Source organism: Bdellovibrionales bacterium (assembly GCA_019750295.1).
Classification (GTDB): Bacteria; Bdellovibrionota; Bdellovibrionia; order Bdellovibrionales; family JAGQZY01; genus JAIEOS01.
The window spans coordinates 1-4,145 of sequence record JAIEOS010000111.1 but is presented as its reverse complement, the minus strand read 5'-3'; the positions used below and the strand labels follow the sequence as shown (position 1 = coordinate 4,145).

General features: G+C 46.2%; 6 protein-coding genes. 3 read left to right on the top strand and 3 right to left on the bottom strand.

The features are described 5' to 3' along the window. Together K2Q26_14195 and K2Q26_14190 are read left to right on the top strand one after the other, a co-directional pair. Positions 1-185, top strand: a 185-nt coding sequence (locus K2Q26_14195; GenBank protein MBY0316671.1) for a hypothetical protein, incomplete at its 5' end; no start/stop codon positions are given. Between the two features lie 71 nt (positions 186-256). Further along, a complete protein-coding gene (locus K2Q26_14190; GenBank protein ID MBY0316670.1) occupies positions 257-1,036 on the top strand; it encodes a hypothetical protein in 780 nt (259 codons plus the stop codon). A 25-nt stretch (positions 1,037-1,061) separates the two neighbouring features. On the opposite strand, the gene K2Q26_14185 is transcribed toward K2Q26_14190, so the two are convergent. After that, entirely contained in the window at positions 1,062-1,904 is an 843-nt protein-coding gene (locus K2Q26_14185) for an rRNA pseudouridine synthase (GenBank protein ID MBY0316669.1), read from the bottom strand. Next, entirely contained in the window at positions 1,874-2,890 is a 1,017-nt protein-coding gene (locus K2Q26_14180) for a hypothetical protein (GenBank protein MBY0316668.1), read from the bottom strand. Before K2Q26_14180 ends, K2Q26_14185 begins: the two co-directional genes overlap by 31 nt. Positions 2,891-2,956: 66 nt before the next feature. On the opposite strand from K2Q26_14180, the gene K2Q26_14175 reads away from it, so the two are divergent. Beyond that, positions 2,957-3,535: a hypothetical protein gene (locus tag K2Q26_14175; protein MBY0316667.1), complete on the top strand. Its 579-nt coding sequence runs from the start codon at positions 2,957-2,959 to the stop codon at positions 3,533-3,535. A 1-nt stretch (position 3,536) separates the two neighbouring features. Here the strand turns inward: K2Q26_14175 and K2Q26_14170 are convergent, their stop codons facing one another. Then, positions 3,537-4,103, bottom strand: a complete 567-nt coding sequence (locus K2Q26_14170; protein ID MBY0316666.1) for a type 1 glutamine amidotransferase — start codon at positions 4,101-4,103, stop codon at positions 3,537-3,539. Positions 4,104-4,145: the final 42 nt, after the last annotated feature.

Below are 4,145 nucleotides of genomic sequence, written 5' to 3'. Positions count from 1 at the left end.
TTTCTAAAAATGGTGGGGGCATCGTTTATTTACGCTCTGAGAGCGGTAATAATTTTGTTTTCTCAGCGGGCGACAGCGAACGCGTTTACCTTAAGACAAATGTATCAATAGAGGGGATTCCCGACAAAAATAATGTTTTCCCTCTGATCTCTATTGAGAAGCCTATGGGGAATGTTTTTTTATAGACACCCAGTCTTCGATCAACGTTCGTAAATTGCGCATAAAAGCGAATAATCTTGGGAACTACGTTTTTTCGATGCGCCGACCAGTTAACGTCACGTTGGAGGACATTGATATCTACTCGCCCACCGCGACCGGTTTCGGCCACATCTCAGGCACGAATGTTTCCTATATTCGATGCCGAGTGTACGGGGATAATCCCATCCAAGGGCATGGCTTTGCTTTGGCAGGTAATGATGGAGAAGTTCAAGACACTTATACCACCCTCATCGATAGCGTTGCCAAAGGGTTTGCTCATCCCCAAGGAGGGCAGGGCGTACAGTTCCGACCGCCGCTGCCGAGCTATGGTGCTGATCCGACTAAGCTCAATTACGGAATTAAAGTGGTCGGAGGCGAATTTACTGAGAACCTCGTAGGTATATGGTTACAGGGTGCCGATCAAGTACTACTGAAAGGCGTGTCGACGGAAAGAAATTCAATGTACGGAATTTTTATTCATTCCTATCTAGAAAGCGCGGAGATCACTCCGAATCGTATCCAGATCGAAAACTCTAACATTCGATGGAATGGATCGAATTCTCGCTCTCAAGGTGGCCTTATCGCCACGCGCGCCAACGTGACGATTTTGCAAAGTTCATTCGATGGAAATTTGCCGACTCATGTGATTGTCGAGGGTTCGAACCTGTTTTCTCAGTCCGTCAATTACTACAGCACTTTAAGTGGGGGGCAGCCGTATAACTTAAGCATCTCCGAGAACGATGTCCCCAGCTTTATTAAATTCGTGTCGAGTTCCTTGGGACCCAGTCTTTTCGAATCGATTGAGAATTCCCAAAGAGGGACGATTCTCTACGAATAGATCAAAGCCGAATGCGGACCTGCAGCTAAGATTTTTTTGCGGCTTGCTTGTAAGCGGAAACTTTTTTCGATTCTTTCGATTTTGGTTTTTGACGAACCTTTTTGGTGTCCTTCAGATCGGCCTTGTGAATTTTAAAAATTTTGATGAGATCTTCCGCACCGAGAACTTTTATCGCTCCCCCTTGCAAAGTTCCGATACGTAATTCACCAATGGCCACACGACGCAATTTAGTCACATCGTGACCGATTTTTTCGAACATCTTGCGCACTTGGCGGTTTTTACCTTCGGTAATCACAATCTCGATCCATCCTTTGGTTTCCGTGGTTTTTTCGGTCAAACGACGAACCGCAACGGCCGACACTTTACCAGCACCTTCGATCGAAACTCCACGGGTGAGTTTTTCTAACTGCGCATCGGTCGGGATGGAATTTAACTTCACATGGTAGGTCTTAGTGATTTTAGATTTAGGATTCATGACTTCGTTGGCGAAATCACCGTCATTCGTCATTAATAATAATCCCTCGCTATCCCAATCCAGTCGACCCACCGGAAAGATGCGAAGCTTTTCTTTAGGGAAGAAATCAAGGACCGTGGGACGACCCTGGGGATCTGAATTTGAGGTCACTACGTTTTTGGGTTTATTAAACGCGTAGTAAACCATGCGGTGAGGGGAGGTGACCGGTTTACCATTACAAATAACTTTGTCGGTTTTTGGATCAATACGAATCCCTAATTCGAAAACCTTCCGACCGTTCACAGTCACGGCACCGGCTTCAATAATCTCATCGGCCTTGCGGCGACTGGCGACTCCGCAGTCGGCCAAATATTTGTTCAGTCTTATTCTATGATCGGTGGGTTTTTGGTCCATGACAGCTCTCTTACTCTTTCCGAAGCAACCTCTTTCGCCGCATCGAGTGTGCGGGGAATGACGTTCTTAGCTGATTGAATAGAGGATTTGAGCGTCTGTGTCAAAAGGCGAATCATATTATCGTCGGGAAAGATGGCATCTTTCGCCAGTTCTCCGCGCTCCAAAGCCGCTTCCCCAAAGGAAATGGCCTCTGGATGTCTCATATTGACGAGTTCAATGGCTTTTTCCAGGATCTGTGTAAGCTCTACATACATGGGGTCTGAACGACGGTCGATGTAGTGTTGCTCGAGGCGTTTGATCGCGTAATACACTTTGGCGTAGGCCGAGACCGGTCCACCACGGAACTCTTCGGTCTTTTGAAAGGTGTAACCCCGAACTTGGTGACCGTGCATGCCTTCGCCCAAAATGGCGAAGCGGGCGACCGAGTTAGGAGCCACTTCGACATTCTGGATGGTTTGCGCTTGAAGATTTAATTGAGAATCATAATGAATCGTCACGTAAGGGTTCAGCGGTTCTAAAATTCCGTGCTGATTTAAAATCATCCAGTTGTTGAGCGACGAAACATGTAAGTTTTTTTGTTCGTCGGTTTGCAAAACCACAAAAGATTTATCGCCAGCAGGTAAAATGCGAACGTTGTTGCCATGACCATAATAGTTTTCGAGGACTTTAAGCGTGTCGATGGGATTATCAATGGCCAGGACTTGCCAACGATCCGGCATCACTAAATTTTTAAATCCCAGATTGACCTGATAGGTTTCGGCAAAGTGATGCAAAAAATATTGCACCTCTTGAACCAGTTGCTGCCTGTTTGTTCTCCAATGTTCAAAGCCTAGAGCAAATCGATTAAATCGATCGATTAATTTTGCATCAATTTTTTGATTGGGTTCACAATGGTGAACGAGAAAATGGTAAAAACACAAACGAGCTGCGTCTTTATTCGGTTGAAACTGCAAAACATGTCTGGCAATCTGAAGAACGGTATCCATCCGACTTTAGGTTAGGAAATGAGGACATCTTCGTCCAGTTAAATCTCGCGGATTTGAGGTAAAAAAGTGCAAAAACGTCTAAGCCCTGGTTTATTTGAAGAAAGATCCCGGAACTCGGTCTCCGAAAAGGTCCAGGTTTCTCAACCACCGCCGACATTTTCTCCTCCGGTGGAGTCTTACTCGGCTCCAACCACTCCGCAAAACGGTGCAGTTCTGCCCAACTCCGCAATGTCTTTGACCGTTCAAGCGGCCCGATTGGAGGCGCAAAAACTCACCGAAGAAATGAAAGAGATCAAAGGGCGGCAGCGGTCTTACGAAAATCAGATCGAAGTTTTTAAAAATCAAATGACGGATTTCGTTCGTTCGGTCGATCAGCGCTTTGATCGAGTCTCACAAGCCCTTTCCCGCATAGAAAAGGCCATGCATCAGCAAGGCCGTGACGGCGAAGAGCGGATCAAAACTCTTCGTGAAAAATTGAATAATCAGAATCTTGAGGACGCCAAGGTGGAGAGCTTGATTGAGAGACAGAACGTGGTTATCAGAAATTTCGAAAACCGCCTGACGTCCATGCAAAAAATTATTAGCGACAAAGAAGCTCTGCTACTGAAGTATCACGAGGTTCTTCGTCGATTACCGCAACGCTAATTTAGCAAACGGGTCGATGAGAATCCGATTGTGAAGCTTCTCGATGGGTCTTTGTGAAATCTTCGTATGTGCCTTCTTTAAAGACCTCGATCATTTTCGCATTGAATGCCGGGATATCCGCGGGTTTACGACTTGTCACCCAACCTTGATCCACCACGACCTCCTGATCGACCCAGTGTGCTCCCGCGTTTTCTAAATCCGTACGCAGAGACGGCCAAGATGTCATTCGATGGCCTTTGACATAACCAGTTTCTATCAGTGTCCACGCCGCATGGCAGATGGCCGCGATCGGTTTACCTTCTTTAATGAATCCACAGACAAATTGAACTGCATCTTTATGAGTGCGAAGAGTGTCCGCATTGATCACACCGCCGGGCAGAACTAATCCATCGTAATCACCGACGGAAATCTCCGAGAGAACTTGATCTACATCTACATTTTCTCCCCATTGATCTTTTGTCCATGCTTTAAGGGTGCCATCTTTCACCGACACAATGTCGACATCGGCTCCACATGTTTCCAGAGCTTCTCGAGGTTTGAGAAGTTCTGATTCTTCGAACCCATCCATGGCAAGGATGGCGAACGCTTTTCCTTCGAGTATTTTATTTTG

Coding starts and splice junctions, on each gene's coding strand:
- K2Q26_14190 (MBY0316670.1), top strand. CDS start 257: ATGCGCCGACCAGTTAACGTCACGTTGGAGGACATTGATATCTACTCG.
- K2Q26_14185 (MBY0316669.1), bottom strand. CDS start 1,904: ATGGACCAAAAACCCACCGATCATAGAATAAGACTGAACAAATATTTG.
- K2Q26_14170 (MBY0316666.1), bottom strand. CDS start 4,103: ATGGATGGGTTCGAAGAATCAGAACTTCTCAAACCTCGAGAAGCTCTG.
- K2Q26_14180 (MBY0316668.1), bottom strand. CDS start 2,890: ATGGATACCGTTCTTCAGATTGCCAGACATGTTTTGCAGTTTCAACCG.